The organism is Kitasatospora sp. NPDC057936, from assembly GCF_042887525.1.
Classification (GTDB): Bacteria; Actinomycetota; Actinomycetes; order Streptomycetales; family Streptomycetaceae; genus Kitasatospora.
Genome location: NZ_JBHVPD010000158.1, coordinates 1 through 14,933 on the forward strand (window position 1 = coordinate 1; position 14,933 = coordinate 14,933).

The window sequence follows — 14,933 nt, forward strand, 5'->3', positions numbered from 1 at the left end:
GGCCACCACCACGGTGGCCGGCGCCGCGCCGCGTTCGGGGCCGGGCCCGTCAGGGTGCCGGGGCGGGGGCGGCGGTGAGGAGGGCGTCGAGCAGGCCGGGGAAGCGGGTGTCGAGGTCGGTGCGGCGCAGGCTGACGAAGCGGTTGCGGCCGGCGACGCGGGTGGTGGTGACGCCCGCCTCGCGCAGGACGCGCATGTGGTGGGAGACGGTCGACTTGTGGAGGTGGTCCAGGCCCAGGCCGCGCGGGTCGCAGGAGTGCTCGGCGCCGTCGGCGTAGCTGAGGAGCAGGCGCATGCGCACGGGGTCGCCGAGGGCGGCCAGGACCGTGACGAGGTCGAGGTCGGCGGTGGCGGGCTGGGGCAGCCGCTCGTCTTCGGTCATGGCGCTCGGGTCCTCGCAGGGGTCACGGACGGCGGTGGGCGGTCGCGGGCGGTCGGGCATCGGGGCGGTCGGGGCACCGGGCACCGGGCACCGGGCCGTTGGTTTGACAATCATCCACCAATCCCTAGTGTTTGACGAGCGTCAAACTGTTGCGCGTTCGTCAAACAATCGGGGGGCTCCTTTCCATGCCCGTGCGCCTGCTCCTGCTCGCCCTCGGCACCTTCGCCGTGGGCACCGACTCGATGGTCGTGGCCGGCATCCTCGGCCCGGTCGCCGCCGACCTGGGGGTGTCCGTGCCGGCCGCCGGCCAGCTGGTCACCGTCTTCGCGCTCGGCTACGCGCTGCTGGCGCCGGTGCTGGCGGCGCTGACCGCCCGCTGGCCGCGCCGGCGGCTGCTGCTGGCCGCGCTCGCGGTGTTCACCGCCGCCAACGCGCTCAGCGCGCTGGCGCCCACCTTCGGCGCGCTGCTGGCCACCCGGGTGCTGGCGGCGGCCGGGGCGGCGCTGTACACGCCGGCCGCCAACGCGGTGGCCACCGCGCTGGTGGCGCCCGAGCGGCGCGGGCGGGCGCTGGCCACCGTGCTGGGCGGGATGACGGTGGCCACCGCGCTCGGGGTGCCGGTGGGCACCTGGGTGGGGCGCGGCGACTGGCGGCTGACGATGTGGCTGGTCGCGGCGCTGGGCCTGGCGGCGCTGGCCGGGCTGGCGCTGCTGCTGCGCACCCTGCCCGCGCCCGGCGCACCCGCGGGCCTCGCGGCGCGCCTGGCACCGCTGGGGCGCCCGCGGGTGCTGGGGGCGGCGGCCACCACGCTGGTGTTCTTCCTCGCCTTCCAGAGCGTCTACATCTATCTGGCGACCGCGCTCTCCGGGGCGACCGGGGGCGACGCGGGCCGGCTGAGCACCGTGCTGGCGGTCACCGGCGCGGCGTCGGTGGCGGGCAGCTGGCTGGGCGGGCGCCTGGTGGACCGGGTGGGGGTGCGCCGGGTGCTGCTGACCGGTTCGCTGGTCGCGGCCGGATCGTTCGCCGCGCTGCCGTGGCTGGGGCGCAGCATGGCGGGGGCACTGGTGTACGCGGTGGTGACGCCGCTGGCGGGGTGGGCGGTGTCGGTGGCGCTGCCGCACCGGATGGCGTCGCTGGATCCGGGTGGTGCGCCGTTGCTGATCTCGCTGAACTCCAGTGCGCTGTACCTGGGGACGGCGGCGGGCGGGGTGGCGGGCAGCTGGGCGATCGGGGTGCTGGGCGGGCGGTTCTTCCCGCTGGCGGCGGCGGTGCTGGCGCTGGTGGCGGCGGGTGCGGCGGCGGCGACCACGCGGGCGGGGCGTGCCGCGGTGGTCGCGGGGACGCCGGCGGGGGCGGGGGTCGATCAGGTCCCCGCCCCGGTGCGGCGGTGAGGGGTCAGGCGCGGGCGGAGCCGAGGTCGCGGTCGGTCTCGGCGCCCTTGAGGAGCAGGGTGGTCTCCTCGATGCGGGCGAAGCGCCCGCAGGGGCCGAACTCGCCGAACACGTAGACCTCCATGCTGACCTCGCTGCCGTCGGTCTTGACGACGTGGACGGTGTGGCGGTCGGCGGTGCGGCCGTCGGCGTGGAACTCCTCGTGGACATCGATGGAGCCGGAGGCGACGACGGCGCGCAGGTGGCCGATGTGCTCGGCGAAGCCGGCGCGGTCGGCCCAGGTGCCGTCGGTGCGCTGGCGGTAGTCGGGGGTGAAGTGCCGCTCGATGGCGTCCTCCAGGGGCAGGGAGGGGGTGAAGAGCAGGTCGTTGATGGCGGCGGTGATGGTGGTGTGGGCGGCGGCGGTCATGAGAACGGCTCCTTCGGGCATGGGGGTGGCGCGGTCCGGGACGGCCGGAAACCGAGATGCGTGCGTCGCGCACGCTTTCTGGAAGGGGACTCTACACGGAATGCGTGCGCCACGCACGCTACGATCGGGGGGTGAACCACAGCCCCGACGCCTCCCCGTCCCCCGCCCCGCCCTCACCCGTCCCCCCGGACACTCCCCCGGCCGTCCCCTCGGACGTCCCCTCGGACGCCCCCTCGGACGCTCCCTCGGACGTCCCCTCGCTCGGCGACACCGTCGCCGAGGCCCTGGCCGCCCTGCTGCGCCGCCCCGCCCGCACCGCCCTCTACCGGCGCCTGACCGCGGGTCTGGGCGAGGCCGTGGACGAGGTCACCTACCCCGTCCTCAGCGGCCTGGCCCGCTTCGGGCCGCGCAGCGCCGCCGACCTGGCCGCCGAGATCGGCCTCGACCGCTCCGGCGTCTCGCGCCGCGCCACCCGCCTGGAGGACGCCGCCCTGCTGCGCCGCGAGGCCGACCCCCGCGACCAGCGCGCCACCCTGCTCGCGCTCACCGCGGCCGGCGAGGAGGCGGTGGAGGTGATGCGCCGGCGCCTGGCCGGCGGCATCGAGGAGGCGCTCGCCTCCTGGCCGCCCGGCGAGGCGGAGGTCTTCGCCCGGGGCCTGGCCCGCTTCGCCGAGCAGGGGCCCTTCGGCACCCTCTAGGACACGCCCCGGGAGCCCGGCGCCGGCCCGGCGCGGACGGCCCGCGCGGACGGCGGACGGCACGCGCGGACGGCGGACGGCCCGGCGCGGAGGTGCGGGCATGCGCGTGCCCCGGACCGCGGCGGCGCGGTCCGGGGCACGGCGGGCGGGCGGGGCGTCAGGCGCCGAGGACCTCGCCGACCAGGGCGCGGGCCTCCTCCTGCACCCGGGCCAGGTGCTCGGGGCCGTGGAAGGACTCGGCGTAGATCTTGTACACGTCCTCCGTGCCCGAGGGGCGGGCGGCGAACCAGGCGTTGTCCGTGCAGACCTTGAGGCCGCCGATGGCGGCGCCGTTGCCCGGGGCCTTGGCCAGCACCGCGGTCACCTTCTCGCCGGCCAGCTCGCCCGCGGTGACCTGCTCCGGGGCCAGGCGGGCCAGGCGGGCCTTCTGCTCGCGGTCGGCCGGGGCGTCCACGCGGGCGTAGGCGGGGGCGCCGTGGCGCGCGGTCAGCTCGCGGTAGTAGGCGCTGGGGGTGGCGCCGGTGACGGCGGTGATCTCGGAGGCCAGCAGCGCCAGCAGGATGCCGTCCTTGTCGGTGGTCCACACCCCGCCGTCGCGGCGCAGGAACGAGGCGCCGGCCGACTCCTCGCCGCCGAAGGCGATCGAGCCCTCCAGCAGGCCGTCGACGAACCACTTGAAGCCGACCGGGACCTCGACCAGCTCGCGTCCCAGGTCGGCGGCGACGCGGTCCAGCATCGAGGAGGAGACCAGCGTCTTGCCGACCGCGGCGTCCAGCGGCCAGTCGCCGCGGTGGCGGTAGAGGTAGTCCACCGCCACCGCCAGGTAGTGGTTGGGGTTCATCAGGCCGCCGTCGGGGGTGACGATGCCGTGCCGGTCGGCGTCCGCGTCGTTGCCGGTGGCGATCCGGTACTCGGAGCGGCGCCCGATCAGGGAGGCCATCGCCGACGGGGAGGAGCAGTCCATGCGGATCTTGCCGTCCCAGTCCAGCGTCATGAACCGCCAGGTCGGGTCGACCTCGGGGTTGACGACGGTCAGGTCCAGGCGGTGGGCCTCGGCGATGCGCCCCCAGTAGGCCACCGACGCCCCGCCCAGAGGGTCCGCGCCGATGCGCAGGCCCGCGGCGCGCACCGCGTCCAGGTCCAGCACGCGCGGCAGGTCCTCGACGTAGGCGCCCAGGTAGTCGTAACGGCCGGTGGTGGCCGCGGCCAGGGCCCGCGCGTAGGGCACCTTGCGCACCCCGCGCAGGCCCTCGCGGATCAGCTCGTTGGCGCGGTCCTGGATCCAGCCGGTCGCCTCCGAGCCGGCCGGGCCGCCGCTGGGCGGGTTGTACTTGAAGCCGCCGTCGCGCGGCGGGTTGTGCGAGGGCGTCACCACGATGCCGTCCGCCAGCGCGCGCGGGCTGCGCCGGTTGTGCGCCAGGATCGCGTGCGAGACCGCCGGCGTCGGGGTGTAGCCGTCGGCCGAGTCCAGCAGCACCTGCACGCCGTTGGCCGCCAGCACCTCCACGGCCGTCGCCTTCGCCGGCTCCGACAGCGCGTGGGTGTCCGCGCCCAGGAACAGCGGCCCCGCCACCCCCTGCAGCGCCCGGTACTCGCAGATCGCCTGCGTGGTCGCCGCGATGTGGTCCTCGTTGAACGCCGCGTCCAGGGACGAGCCCCGGTGCCCCGACGTCCCGAACGCCACCCGCTGACCCGCCTCCTGCGGGTCGGGGTGCAGCGCGTAGTAGGCCGTCACCAGCCGCGCCACGTCCACCAGATCACCCGGCTCGGCCTGCCGGCCGGCCCGTGCGTGTGCCATCCGTCTCTCTCCCGCCACAGTCCTGCGCGTCCTTGCCCCGTGCGACCGATCGTAGCCAGAACGCGACGGTGCCCCGTACCGGCGACCGGGACGGGGCACACTACACGCCCCGGGGAACACCCCGGGGCCACGACGGCCGGAACCGGACGAATCCGGACGATCTTCCGCCGGGAGCGGAACCGGCGGACGGCCGGCGCGGCGGACGGCCGGCGCGGCGGCGCTCAGGCGGGCAGCTGCTGGCGGTAGGCGTCCAGGGCGGGGGCGGTGACGGTGGCCAGGAACTCGGTGACGCGGTAGGCGCACACGCCCTCGCGCGCGAACGGGTCGGTGGCCGCCAGCGCCTCGACCGCGGCCCGGTCCTCGCCCACCGCGAGGATCACCCCGCCGTCACGCGGCACCTTGCGCCCGGAGGCCAGGAACGTGCCGTCGGCGTAGTGGCCGTTCAGCCACTCGACGTGCTGCGGCAGCAGGGCGTCGACGCGCTCCAGCGGGGCGGTGTACGAGAGCTCCAGAACGAACATGCGCCCAGGCTAACCCCGCCCCGCCGGACAGGGCCGGCCGGGGCGGGGGCTGCGGGGTGGGCGAGGGCGGATTCGAACCGCCACAGCCGAAGCGGGGGCTTTACAGGCCCTTGGGCTCACCAGTGCCCAGCTCGCCCTCGGAGGAAGGAGACGGGTCCTCAACTGCCGTGCGCGGCACGCGCGGAGAGCCGAGGAACCACAGAAGAGAAGCGCGGGAAGAACCGCGGAAACGGACGCGGAAACGGAAGCGGTGCGGGCCCGGCGCCGGCGGGCCGGCGGCGGCTTCAGCGCGCGGCGGGACGGCTCGCGCGATAACGCGGGGAACCCGGATAGGTGCGGTGCATCGCCAAGTCCCCCTTCGTCATTCGCGGTACGCGGTTGATCGCGTCGTCGGGGATCACTGTGCCGGGTGCGCGGCGGGGCGGCAACCGGTTTTCCGCAGGGCCCGTCCCGGGTGTGTGGCGAGTCCAATCCTGCCAGGTCGGCGGGTGGTTGCGGTAGGACGCAGAGCACCCGGGTTTCGCCTTGTGCGCCCCTGGCGCCCACCCGCAGACTCGTCCGCATCCACCTCTCCGGTTCCGTGCCGGCTCCCGCCTTCGGGGGCCGGCGCGCGCCTCGTGCTGCGCGCGGGCCGGGGGCGGGGTGGGGCAGGGCGATACGAAGGGGCTCGATGGAGATGAACACGGACCGGGATCTGGTGCTCAGGGCGCGGATGCGGCTGCTGAGCCACGACGGGCGGGTGCTGCACGCGCCCGCCGGACTGGCCGTCTACCGGCTGCTGTTCGCGGTGAACCCGCAGGTGTACGCCACGCGGCTGGCGTACGTCCTGGAGGAGTCGAGCCGCTCGGCGCAGGTCGCGCACCTGCCCGGGCGGCGGCGGGCGCTGCTCCAGGAGGCGCTGGCGGCGCTGGCCGTCGTCCCGGCGCACCACCCGCACCGGGCGAAGGTCCTGGAACGCGTGGCGGCCGGGCTGCGCGCACTGGAGGCCGCACCGCAGAGCGCATCACAGACCGCACCGCAGACCGCACCGCAGGGCGCATCACAGACCGCACCGCAGGGCGCATCACAGACCGCACCGCAGACGGGGGCGGGGCGGTAGGCGCGGAGAGGGGCCGCCTGCGGTACGGCACGTGCTGTTTGACGGTCGGTCGGAGGCGGACGGGATGAGCAGCGGTTGGGCACCGCCGCGCGGGCCCGGGCCGTGGAGGGCGGCGGCCGGGGCGCGGTCCGGTCCGGCGGGGGTCCCGGCGCCGGGCCGGGGCATCCGCGCGTCCTGAGCCGCCGGTGCCCGCCCCTGGGGGCCGTCCGGCGCGCGGGCGGCCCCCAAGGGGGTGGGTCAGGAGATTTCCATCTGGGCCATCATGCCCATCGCGGAGTGGTCGAGCAGGTGGCAGTGGTAGGGGTAGCGGCCGCGGTAGGTGTCGAAGACGGCCTGCAGGCGCACGCTTTCGCCGGGCAGCAGGCGCACGGTGTCCTTGAGGCCGCACTCCTCGGGGCCGGGGGGCTGCCCGTTGCGCTGAAGGACGCGGAACTGGACGAGGTGGAGGTGGAAGTTGTGGGGGACGTCCTTGTTGGCGTTGGTGACCGTCCACACTTCGCTGGTGCCGTGGGTGATGGCGGCGTCCACGCGGTCGGGGTCGTAGGTCTTTCCGTCGATCATGCCGCGGGGTTCGGCGCGTCCGTCCTCGTCGACCTGCAGGACGACGGTGCGTTCGCGGTCGGGTTCGGGCAGGGCGGGCAGGGTGCGCAGGCGGGCGGGGACCGAGCTGGGGTCGTGGGCGGCGCGGGTGACGTCGAAGCGCAGGACCTGGCCGACGTGTTCGGGCGGGCCGGGGGGCATGGCGTTGGTGAGGGTGACGCCGGTGCCCACGCGGTAGCGGGAGAAGTCGATGACGACGTCGGCGCGCTCGCCGGGTGAGAGGTCGACGGTGTCGGTGACGTGGGGGCGTTCCAGCAGGCCGCCGTCGGAGCCGATCTGGGTGATCGGGCCGCCGTCCTCCAGTTTGAGGGAGAAGAAGCGCAGGTTGGAGGAGTTGAGCAGGCGCAGGCGGTACTTGCGGGCGGCGACCTCCACGCGGGGCCAGGGGCGGCCGTTGGCGAGGATGGTGGTGCGGTTGAACGGGTCGTCCATGCGGTAGACGAGGTTGCCGTCCGCGTCGAAGCGGGCGTCGCGCAGGGCGATGGGCAGGTCGTAGCGGCCCGAGGGCAGGGGCAGGGCGGCTTCGGTGGCGTCGGTGAGCAGGTAGAAGCCGGCCAGGCCGCGGTAGACGTGTTCGGATTCGGCGTGGTGGGCGTGGTCGTGGAACCACAGGTTCGCGTGGCTCTGGTCGTTGGGGTAGGTGTAGGTGCGGGTGCGGCCGGCGGCGATGAGGGTCATGGGGTCGCCGTCGCTGTCGGCGGGCACGCTGGCGCCGTGCAGGTGGACGGAGGCCGGCTCGTCCAGGAGGTTGGTCTGGCGCACGACCACCGGGCGCCCGGAGCGGGCGCGGATGACGGGGCCGGGGAAGGCGCCGTTGTAGGCGAGGACCCGGGCGGGGCGTCCGGGCAGGATCGGGGTGTGGACCTGGAGCATGGTGACGGCGTAGGTGTCGGTGCCGCCGTCGGTGGAGACGGGGCTGAGCACCGGGGGCAGGGGCATGGCCAGGGAGAACTTCCCGGCCAGCCGGGGGCCGGCGTCGGGTCCGGGGTCCGGCTGCCCGGTGGGGGTGGCGCTCTCGTGGACGTGGCCGGGGCCGTGGCGGTCGGCCGCGTCCGGGCCCGCGGGGGTGAGGGAGGCGGCCGGGCGCAGGGTGGTGCGCATCAGCAGGACTCCTCCCCCGGTCGCCAGGGCGGCGCCGATCATCCTGCGTCTGCTCACCATCGTGGGTCCTCCGGGGCGGCGGGTCTGTGGGGCTTGTCTGGAGCTGCGGGCCGGACTCGCGGACGGGGTGCGAGGCTTCGGGTCCGGGATCTTCCGGGGCGATTGCAGCAGCGCCCGCTCGCGCGGCGGCGGAGTCCCGCTGGGGCCGGGCTCCGTCCGTCTCGGGGCAGGTCGCAGGTGTGCGGGGTGCGGGGTGCGGCGAGCTGGGCGTGTTGCGCGCCTGTTGCGCCGTGCGGGTCACCGTGGCTCGGGAAGCACTGGAGGATCCCTCGAAGCGGCTCCAGGCAGCTGGAAGCCGCGCGCCGGCGTGGACGGCCCGCGGGGATCCGGGGGACTCGAAGGGGAGGGCGGGAGCGTGGACCTGCGGTACTGGCTGGGCAGGGCGGCCGAGGTCGTCGAGCGGTGGGGCGAGCGGTTCGGGCCCTTCGAGCCGCACCCCTCGCACCACGTGGACGACGCGGACTTCGCCGCCGCGTTCGAGCGCTTCGCCAAGCGTCTGGAGCACAACTACCCGTTCTTCCATCCCCGTTACGCCGGGCAGATGGTCAAGCCCCCGCACCCGGCGGCCGTCGTCGGCTACCTGGCGGCGATGCGCTTCAACCCCAACAACCACGCCTACGAGGGCGGCCCGGCCACCAGCGACATGGAACGCGAGTGCGTGGCGGCGCTGGCCGCCATGTTCGCGCTGCCCGCCCACGTCGGCCACCTCACCAGCAGCGGCACCATCGCCAACCTGGAGGCGCTGTACGTGGCGCGCCAGAGCCACCCCGGGCGGGCGGTGGCCTACAGCGAGCAGGCCCACTACACGCACAGCCGCATGTGCCACGTCCTGGGGGTGCGCGGGGTGGCGGTGGCCGCCGACGGCCTGGGCCGCATGGACGCGGACGCGCTGGAGGCGCTGCTGCGCGGCGGCGACGTGGGCACGGTGGTGGTCACCGCCGGCACCACCGGGCTCGGCGCCGTCGACCCCGTCCACGAGATCCTGCCGCTGGCCCGCCGTTACGGGGCGCGGGTGCACGTGGACGCCGCCTACGGCGGGTTCTTCGCGCTGCTCGCCGCCGACCCCGCCCAGGCCGCCGCCCTGGGCCTGGACCCGCGGCCCTGGCGGGCGGTCGGCGGCTGCGACTCGGTGACCGTCGACCCCCACAAGCACGGCCTGCAGCCCTACGGCTGCGGCGCGGTGCTGTTCGCCGACCCCGCCATCGGCCGCCACTTCGCCCACGACTCGCCCTACACCTACTTCACCGACGCCGAACTGCACCTGGGCGAGATCAGCCTGGAGTGCTCACGCGCCGGCGCCTCGGCGGCCGCGCTGTGGCTGACCCTGCAGCTCCTGCCGCTGACCCCCGGCGGCTTCGGCGCCGTCCTGGCCGGCGGGCGGCGCGCCGCCCTCGCCTGGGCCGACCTCATCCGGGACAGCCCGGACCTGACGCTCTACCAGCAGCCCGACCTGGACATCGTCACCTACCTGCCCACCGGCACGGGCCCGCTGTCGCTGGCGGGCACCGACGCCGCCGGCGAACGCGTCCTGCGCGCCGGGATGAGCGCCGAGGACGACCCCGTCTACCTGAGCCTGCTGCGCGTGGACGCCGCCGACTTCACCCGCCGCCACCCCGGCGCGCTCGCGGACGCCGACGGGGCGCGGATCCTGCGCAGCGTCCTGATCAAGCCCGAGGCCGAGCACTACCTGCCGCGCCTGCACGCGCGCGTCAGCGAACTCGCCCGCGCCTGAACCGGCTTCCCCCCGCGCAGCCCTTTTGTCCACCGATCCCGCCGATCGTCTACCGATCCCGCCGAGGAGAGTGTGTCCGTTGACCACCGCCACCCTGCGACCCGGCGCCGCCGCGCTCGCCCCCCTGACCCCGCCGCCCCCGCCCCCGCCCGCGGTCCGCCCCGCGCGCGACGGCGAGGAGGAACCCCTGGCCCGTACCCTGGCCGCCGCCTTCCACGACGACGCCCTGATGCGCTGGGCCTTCCCCGACGGCGCCCACCGCGCCCGCGTCCTGCCCGCCTTCTTCCGCGTCCACCTCGCCCAGTGCCTGGCCCACGACGGCGTCATGACCACCGACGCCCTGGACGGCGCGCTGCTGTTCCTGCCACCCGGCGTGTGGGAGAACCCCGCCCGGCGCGACACCGGCGCCGCCCGCGCCCTGGACCGGGCCGTCGACACCGCCGCCCACCCCGAGGCCGCCCACCGCCTGGCCGCCATCACCCGCCTCCAGCAGCGCCGCCACCCCGTCCACCGCCCCCACTACTACCTGGCGTTCATCGGCGTGCGCCCCGTCACCCGCCACACCCGCACCGCCGCCGCCCTGCTCGCGGCCGTCACCGCGCGCATCGACGCCGACGGCCAGGCCGCCTACGCCGAGACCAGTTCCCCGGGCGGCGCCCACCTGTGCGCCACCCACGGCTTCACCCGCTTCGGCGAGGCCATCGCCCTGCCCGGCGGCGGGCCCCGGCTGCGCCCGATGTGGCGGGGGCCCAGGTGAGCGCCGTCCTGCGGGTCCACTCCGCCGCCGAGATCGACGCCGGCGCCGGCGCCGAGCGCCCCGAGGTCGCCCGCGTCCTGGCCTGGAGCCGCTCCTTCCTCACCGCCTCCCACCCCGACCTCGGGCGCACCGGCCCCGTCTGCCCCTACACCCAGCCCTCCCTGCGCCGCGGCCTGTTCCACATCGCCACCATCGAGGGCCAGGACGACGGCGACCTGCCCGCCCTCGTCGCCGGGCTGCGCACCTGGTACGACACCCTCCTGGACGGCCTGACCGAGGAGTCCGAACGCGAACTGCTCACCATCCTGCTCCTGCTGCCCCACCTCGATCCCGCCGACTCCACCGCCCTGGACGAACTCCAGCGCAAGGCCAAGGACGACTTCGTCGAACAGGGCCTGATGATCGGCCAGTTCCACCCCGTCTGCGAGGAGGGCGGCCTGTGGAACCCCGCCTTCCGCCCGCTGCGCGCCCCCGTCCCGCTGCTCGCCGTGCGCAAACTCCTCGTCTTCGACCTGCCCTTCCTCACCGGCGACGAGACCCACCTCACCCACTACCTCGCCCGCTTCGCCCCCGCCATGCCCGCCCGCATCCGCGACCAGCTCGTCACCGGCATGACCGCCCGCACCAAGTCCCCCTCCCCCGTGGCCGCCTGACCCGGGCCCCCGGAACCCCGGCCGGCGCCCGGGCGTCCCGGGGGCCCAACTCCCCGCACCTCCTTGCGCTTTGGATCGCCCGGCTCCCCACCCCGCGCGGGCCTGCGCGCCGCGCCGCCCGCCCCGGGGCGCACGCGTCCGGGCCGGAGGCGGCGCCTGCCCCGTGGCCGGGATGGCCGGGGACGAAACCCGCTGGCCGGGCCGGGTGGTGGCAGGGCAGGGTGGGCGGCATGACCCGCCAGGAACTCGCCGCGCTGCTCACCGACCAGACCCCGGCCTGCGGCCCCGCCCGCCGGGCGCTGCTGTCCGGCGGCGCGTTCGATGTCGGGACCAACCTGATCCCCGCCCGGCGGCTCGCCGGCGTCTACAGCCGGCGCGAGCGCAGGATCCTGGAACGCGGCCTCCATTCGCTCGGCCTCGCCGAGTCCCTCGCGATCCTGCGCCAGGCCGGGGACGGGGCCCTGCGCATCGCCGTCGTCCAAACCCCGGACTGCAGCGGCCCGTTCATCGTCTTCCTCGACGCCACCGCCACCCGCGTCCTGGCCTGCCTGGACAGCCCCCGCTTCCCGCCCCGGCCCCTCGACACCCACCGACCCTCCCGAAGCGCCGGCTCGCACTGGTCCGAGCAAGCCGCAACGGCAGCTCCGCCGCCAGGCAAACGTCAGCAGACCGCCCCGGGGGGAAACTCTTGAGGCGAAACATGATCAGGAACAACACTGGGTGAGACACGACGAGCCGGTGACCAGGCTCTGCGGCCACTGTCCTGGCGATCTTCGACGTCAGCAGGCTCGCGGCAAGGCCACGGCCTGACACCGCAGGTCTGCAACGACAGGGAAGGAAGCAATGCGGGTCGAATACGACGCCTCGGCAAATATGGCGTACATCTACCTTCTCGACAAGATCAACCCGGGCGAAGCCGTCCAGCAGGTGGTTGCCGGCGAGGACACCACAGCGATTCTCGACTACGACTCGCAGGGACGGCTCCTCGGCATCGAACTGTTCAGCGCCAGAAGCCAGTTGCACCCAAATCTGCTGGCCATTGCGGAGAGGATCGACCGTGAACCGCGTTCACCGGCACCCTCGGCCGGGACGGCAGGCGCCTGACAGCGCGGGTTCGGGAACCTCCACACGAAGGCCCCCTCACCGGCGCGTGCACCGAAACCAACCCGCCCCGCCCCGGCCCGGGCCGGCCGCCCGGCTCGAAGAACCAGCGGCCCGCCGCCCGCTACGAGGTGGGCAAAGTCCTCGCCACCGGCGAGGCACACGCCCGGCCCGCCCACCACCGGAAGGGCACCGAACCCAGGCGCACAGCTTGACCAGCCTGAGCCAGGATGACCTGGACGGATCAGGTAGAACTGCTCGCGTCACAGCACCAGCTCCGAGAGGCGAGGTATGGATCACCGGGATGTGGATGGCGCCGTGGCCGAGATGATGCGGGTACTCGGCCCGCACACAGCGGACAACTGGGCGGTCTCAGCGGATTCGCTTGACTGGACCTGCCGGGAGACGGCTGTCCACGTGGCGCACGACCTGCTGGCCTACGCCGGCCAGGTGGCAGCCTGCCCCGCCGATGCCTACCTGCCTTTTGATCTGACGGTCCCCCCGGACGCCTCCCCCCGGGAGGTGCTCCAAGTGGTCACCGCCTGCGCGGGACTGCTCAGCAGTGCGCTGGTCACGGCTGACCCGCAGGTGCGGGCCTGGCACTGGGGCGCCTGTGACCCGGCCGGCTTCGCGTCGATGGGTGTTGCCGAGATTCTCCTTCACACCTACGACATCACCCAGGGCCTGGGCGTGCCGTGGCTGCCACCGCAACCGTTGTGCGAGGGCGTGCTCCGCCGCCTCTTTCCCGACGCCCCGCCCGGAGACCCCATCGAGGTCCTCCTTTGGTGCACTGGCCGGGGCGAGTTGGACGGTCGCCCCCGCCGCACCTCATGGACGTGGCAGGCAGCGACCTCCTGACAGATCTCTGCGAAGGTTGAACGTCAAGCCGAGCGGCAACGCCCTGCGTTCCGAAGCCCGTTCGGCACGGTCCGCCGGGCGGCCGGGCCCGACCCCCGGCGCCAGCCTCGGCACGACGCCTTTCCGGTCCTGCCGCCCCCGGCTCGGGGCCCCGGCGCCCGGGCTTGCCAGGCGGCCCCACGGCCTGTCCCGGGCCGGCCGGTTCGAGATCACGCCCCCCGGGGGGCCTCCCCTGCTTCAGGCCTTTCAGCCGGTCCCGGCCCCGGCGGCGGCCTCGGCGGGCAGGCGGGAGGTGACGAGGTCGGCGACCGCCCGGCTCATCGCCTCGCGCTCGGCCGCCGGGTCGGCGGCGGTGGCCAGGGCGACGGCCGCCTGGTGCAGCGCCCCGTACAGCAGGTGGGCCAGGGGTTCGGCCTGGCCGGGGGCGAGCAGGCCGCGGCGGGCGGCGCCGTCCAGGGAGGCGCGCAGCAGCTGCCGGGCGCAGTAGGGGTCGCCGAAGCGCACCGAGCGTTCCCAGCCGAGGACGAGGGGGCCCTCGATGAGCAGGATCCGCTGCACGGGGGCTTCCAGGCAGGCCGTCAGGTAGGCGTCCATGCCGGCCAGCATCCGTCCGATCACGCCGTGGCCCGCTTCTTTGGCCTCGGTCGCCGCGCGGGCGCAGCGGTCGTGGACGTCGTGCTGGACGGCCTCGTAGGCGGCTTCGAAGAGGCGATGCTTGTCGGGGAAGTGGTGGTAGAGCGCGCCGCGGGTGACTCCGGCGCGCTCGACGATGCGCGTGGTGGAGGTCTCGGCGTAGCCGTCCGCGGTGAACAGGGCGATCGCCGCGTCGACGAGGTGTCTGCGGGTGGCGTCGCCCTGTTCGGCCTTCTTCGTCATGGCCTCATCGTACGGAGTAGACGTTGACGTCGTGGTCGAGGCCGAGGAGGGCGGGGTCCAGGCGGCCGGAGGCGGCGAGGACGAAGGCCATCGGGTCGGCGGCGGACGCAATGGCGGTGGCGGCGTGGGGGCGGCCGAGGCGTTGGAGTTCGGCGCGCAGCCAGGTCTCGCTGGCGGCGAGGCCGGGGCCGTCGGTGGTGCGGGGGTGGCCGAGGGCGGTGCGGATGTCGTCGGCGTGGACGAACGCGTCGTACCACAGGGTCAGGACGCCGTTGGCGACGGTGCGCCCGAAGCGGGGGTTGACGCTCTGCCAGACGCGGTCGTCGAGGCGGGCGAGGGAGGCGGTGAGGCGGGCGGCGGCCTCGCGCAGGAGGGCGGCGAGTTCGCGGGGCGGGGTGTCGCGCAGGGCGCGGGCCTGGTCGTCGGGGGTGCGGGTGCCGATGGTGCCGTCGGCGGAGTCGAGGGCGTTGGCGGTGACGTGCGCGGCGACGTCGCGCACCTGCCATCCGGCGCAGCGGGTGGCCGCGTCCCGGTCGGTGTCCTTGAGAGCGTCGAGCAGGTCGGCGAAGAGCCCGAATTCGGTGTCGAGCCCTGCCACGACCTGCGTCCTGTCCATCCCCGTCATGCCGTCAACCCCCTGGTGTGCGGCGGCCGTTGGTGGCCGTGCCGTCGCCGACGACGATACATACATGCAGCCTGTATGTATAGGGTGAGGGTGGTGTGGCGCGGGAAGTCGGCCCCGTCGACTCCCCGCTCCGGCAAGGGCTTTGAGGGCGGCGCCCGCAGCACGGCACTACCCCTCGAAGGCTGATGAAGATCTTGGGTTCTGGCCCCGCCGCGCAAGCGGTGGGGCCAGACTCATTCTGTGGCGATGGGGGAATGGGCCGGGGAGACGGT

16 protein-coding genes and 1 tRNA gene are annotated in these 14,933 nt (G+C 75.0%); 9 read left to right on the forward strand and 8 right to left on the reverse strand.

Annotated elements, in window-relative coordinates:
* Window positions 1-49: 49 nt before the first annotated feature.
* On the reverse strand, window positions 50-382 hold the full coding sequence (locus tag ACFVU9_RS43795; RefSeq protein ID WP_380449148.1) for an ArsR/SmtB family transcription factor: 333 nt from the start codon (window positions 380-382) through the stop codon (window positions 50-52).
* Window positions 383-567: 185 nt separating this feature from the next.
* Between ACFVU9_RS43795 and ACFVU9_RS43800 the strand changes: the two genes are divergently transcribed.
* Window positions 568-1,773: an MFS transporter gene (locus tag ACFVU9_RS43800; protein WP_387603377.1), complete on the forward strand. Its 1,206-nt coding sequence runs from the start codon at window positions 568-570 to the stop codon at window positions 1,771-1,773.
* A 4-nt stretch (window positions 1,774-1,777) separates the two neighbouring features.
* On the opposite strand, the gene ACFVU9_RS43805 is transcribed toward ACFVU9_RS43800, so the two are convergent.
* A complete protein-coding gene (locus tag ACFVU9_RS43805; protein ID WP_380449144.1) occupies window positions 1,778-2,182 on the reverse strand; it encodes a nuclear transport factor 2 family protein in 405 nt (134 codons plus the stop codon).
* A 284-nt stretch (window positions 2,183-2,466) separates the two neighbouring features.
* Here ACFVU9_RS43805 and ACFVU9_RS43810 point away from each other — a divergent pair, with 284 nt between their 5' ends.
* The gene (locus tag ACFVU9_RS43810) at window positions 2,467-2,880 is read left to right on the forward strand and encodes a MarR family winged helix-turn-helix transcriptional regulator (RefSeq protein ID WP_387603406.1); all 414 of its coding nucleotides are present in this window, start codon (window positions 2,467-2,469) and stop codon (window positions 2,878-2,880) included.
* Between the two features lie 157 nt (window positions 2,881-3,037).
* Here the strand turns inward: ACFVU9_RS43810 and pgm are convergent, their stop codons facing one another.
* The 3 genes from pgm to ACFVU9_RS43825 all read right to left on the reverse strand — a co-directional run bounded on the left by pgm (window position 3,038) and on the right by ACFVU9_RS43825 (window position 5,336).
* On the reverse strand, window positions 3,038-4,678 hold the full coding sequence (gene pgm / locus ACFVU9_RS43815; protein WP_380445163.1) for a phosphoglucomutase (alpha-D-glucose-1,6-bisphosphate-dependent): 1,641 nt from the start codon (window positions 4,676-4,678) through the stop codon (window positions 3,038-3,040).
* Window positions 4,679-4,899: 221 nt separating this feature from the next.
* Window positions 4,900-5,199 (reverse strand): YciI family protein, encoded by a 300-nt coding sequence (locus tag ACFVU9_RS43820; protein ID WP_387603381.1) that lies wholly within the window; start codon window positions 5,197-5,199, stop codon window positions 4,900-4,902.
* A gap of 57 nt (window positions 5,200-5,256) precedes the next feature.
* Window positions 5,257-5,336 (reverse strand) — tRNA-Tyr (locus ACFVU9_RS43825).
* 533 nt (window positions 5,337-5,869) lie between these two features.
* Between ACFVU9_RS43825 and ACFVU9_RS43830 the strand changes: the two genes are divergently transcribed.
* On the forward strand, window positions 5,870-6,298 hold the full coding sequence (locus ACFVU9_RS43830; RefSeq protein WP_387603384.1) for a hypothetical protein: 429 nt from the start codon (window positions 5,870-5,872) through the stop codon (window positions 6,296-6,298).
* Between the two features lie 237 nt (window positions 6,299-6,535).
* On the opposite strand, the gene ACFVU9_RS43835 is transcribed toward ACFVU9_RS43830, so the two are convergent.
* Window positions 6,536-8,059, reverse strand: coding sequence for a multicopper oxidase family protein (locus tag ACFVU9_RS43835; RefSeq protein WP_387603387.1), 1,524 nt, complete (start codon window positions 8,057-8,059; stop codon window positions 6,536-6,538).
* A gap of 355 nt (window positions 8,060-8,414) precedes the next feature.
* Between ACFVU9_RS43835 and ACFVU9_RS43840 the strand changes: the two genes are divergently transcribed.
* From ACFVU9_RS43840 to ACFVU9_RS43865, 6 genes are all read left to right on the forward strand, one after another.
* On the forward strand, window positions 8,415-9,791 hold the full coding sequence (locus ACFVU9_RS43840) for a pyridoxal phosphate-dependent decarboxylase family protein (protein WP_380445167.1): 1,377 nt from the start codon (window positions 8,415-8,417) through the stop codon (window positions 9,789-9,791).
* A 79-nt stretch (window positions 9,792-9,870) separates the two neighbouring features.
* Complete coding sequence (locus ACFVU9_RS43845; RefSeq protein ID WP_380445168.1) at window positions 9,871-10,548, forward strand: hypothetical protein; 678 nt, start codon at window positions 9,871-9,873, stop codon at window positions 10,546-10,548.
* Window positions 10,545-11,201, forward strand: a complete 657-nt coding sequence (locus ACFVU9_RS43850) for a DUF6875 domain-containing protein (protein ID WP_387603392.1) — start codon at window positions 10,545-10,547, stop codon at window positions 11,199-11,201. Before ACFVU9_RS43845 ends, ACFVU9_RS43850 begins: the two co-directional genes overlap by 4 nt.
* Before the next feature lie 230 nt (window positions 11,202-11,431).
* Window positions 11,432-11,893 (forward strand): hypothetical protein, encoded by a 462-nt coding sequence (locus ACFVU9_RS43855; RefSeq protein ID WP_387603394.1) that lies wholly within the window; start codon window positions 11,432-11,434, stop codon window positions 11,891-11,893.
* A gap of 151 nt (window positions 11,894-12,044) precedes the next feature.
* Window positions 12,045-12,305, forward strand: a complete 261-nt coding sequence (locus ACFVU9_RS43860; protein ID WP_387603397.1) for a DUF2283 domain-containing protein — start codon at window positions 12,045-12,047, stop codon at window positions 12,303-12,305.
* A 324-nt stretch (window positions 12,306-12,629) separates the two neighbouring features.
* Window positions 12,630-13,160, forward strand: a complete 531-nt coding sequence (locus tag ACFVU9_RS43865) for a hypothetical protein (protein WP_387603409.1) — start codon at window positions 12,630-12,632, stop codon at window positions 13,158-13,160.
* A gap of 246 nt (window positions 13,161-13,406) precedes the next feature.
* Here the strand turns inward: ACFVU9_RS43865 and ACFVU9_RS43870 are convergent, their stop codons facing one another.
* Both ACFVU9_RS43870 and ACFVU9_RS43875 read right to left on the reverse strand, forming a co-directional pair.
* Window positions 13,407-14,036 (reverse strand): TetR/AcrR family transcriptional regulator, encoded by a 630-nt coding sequence (locus ACFVU9_RS43870; protein ID WP_387603400.1) that lies wholly within the window; start codon window positions 14,034-14,036, stop codon window positions 13,407-13,409.
* Window positions 14,037-14,040: 4 nt separating this feature from the next.
* Complete coding sequence (locus ACFVU9_RS43875; RefSeq protein ID WP_387603403.1) at window positions 14,041-14,652, reverse strand: maleylpyruvate isomerase family mycothiol-dependent enzyme; 612 nt, start codon at window positions 14,650-14,652, stop codon at window positions 14,041-14,043.
* Window positions 14,653-14,933: the final 281 nt, after the last annotated feature.

Bases quoted from the DNA above. Each gene is read 5' to 3' on its own strand.
- ACFVU9_RS43820 (WP_387603381.1), bottom strand. From the start codon at position 5,199: ATGTTCGTTCTGGAGCTCTCGTACACCGCCCCGCTGGAGCGCGTCGAC.
- ACFVU9_RS43795 (WP_380449148.1), bottom strand. From the start codon at position 382: ATGACCGAAGACGAGCGGCTGCCCCAGCCCGCCACCGCCGACCTCGAC.
- ACFVU9_RS43830 (WP_387603384.1), top strand. From the start codon at position 5,870: ATGGAGATGAACACGGACCGGGATCTGGTGCTCAGGGCGCGGATGCGG.
- pgm (WP_380445163.1), bottom strand. From the start codon at position 4,678: ATGGCACACGCACGGGCCGGCCGGCAGGCCGAGCCGGGTGATCTGGTG.
- ACFVU9_RS43870 (WP_387603400.1), bottom strand. From the start codon at position 14,036: ATGACGAAGAAGGCCGAACAGGGCGACGCCACCCGCAGACACCTCGTC.
- ACFVU9_RS43875 (WP_387603403.1), bottom strand. From the start codon at position 14,652: ATGGACAGGACGCAGGTCGTGGCAGGGCTCGACACCGAATTCGGGCTC.
- ACFVU9_RS43805 (WP_380449144.1), bottom strand. From the start codon at position 2,182: ATGACCGCCGCCGCCCACACCACCATCACCGCCGCCATCAACGACCTG.
- ACFVU9_RS43865 (WP_387603409.1), top strand. From the start codon at position 12,630: ATGATGCGGGTACTCGGCCCGCACACAGCGGACAACTGGGCGGTCTCA.
- ACFVU9_RS43855 (WP_387603394.1), top strand. From the start codon at position 11,432: ATGACCCGCCAGGAACTCGCCGCGCTGCTCACCGACCAGACCCCGGCC.
- ACFVU9_RS43800 (WP_387603377.1), top strand. From the start codon at position 568: ATGCCCGTGCGCCTGCTCCTGCTCGCCCTCGGCACCTTCGCCGTGGGC.
- ACFVU9_RS43860 (WP_387603397.1), top strand. From the start codon at position 12,045: ATGCGGGTCGAATACGACGCCTCGGCAAATATGGCGTACATCTACCTT.
- ACFVU9_RS43835 (WP_387603387.1), bottom strand. From the start codon at position 8,059: ATGGTGAGCAGACGCAGGATGATCGGCGCCGCCCTGGCGACCGGGGGA.